Source organism: Gilvimarinus sp. 1_MG-2023 (genome assembly GCF_030548285.1).
In genome coordinates, this window is the sequence record NZ_JAUOSC010001688.1 from 1 (window position 1) to 237 (window position 237).

1 pseudogene is annotated in these 237 nt (G+C 52.3%); it reads right to left on the bottom strand.

Annotation, left to right across the window (positions count from 1 at the left end):
- Positions 1–237: pseudogene (locus tag Q4563_RS22545) on the bottom strand (MFS transporter); the annotation flags it as partial.

The following is a 237-nucleotide window of genomic DNA, read 5'->3' on the forward strand; positions in this document are numbered from 1 at the left end:
CTTTCATGATCAGCAACAAGAAGAAATCTCCCTGGCTGGTCACTTCCATTGCTCCCATGTGTTTGGGTTTGAAATAGGTCGCGCCCTTGGGGGTATCGGTAATGTTCTGGTAATACACCACGCTGAACAACAGACTGATCAGCCCTGTCAGACCAATCGCATACCGCCAGCCATCATCTCCGCCAAACCACAGCGCAATCACCGGCAAACAAAAGGCCGCGGCGGCAGAACCAAAGT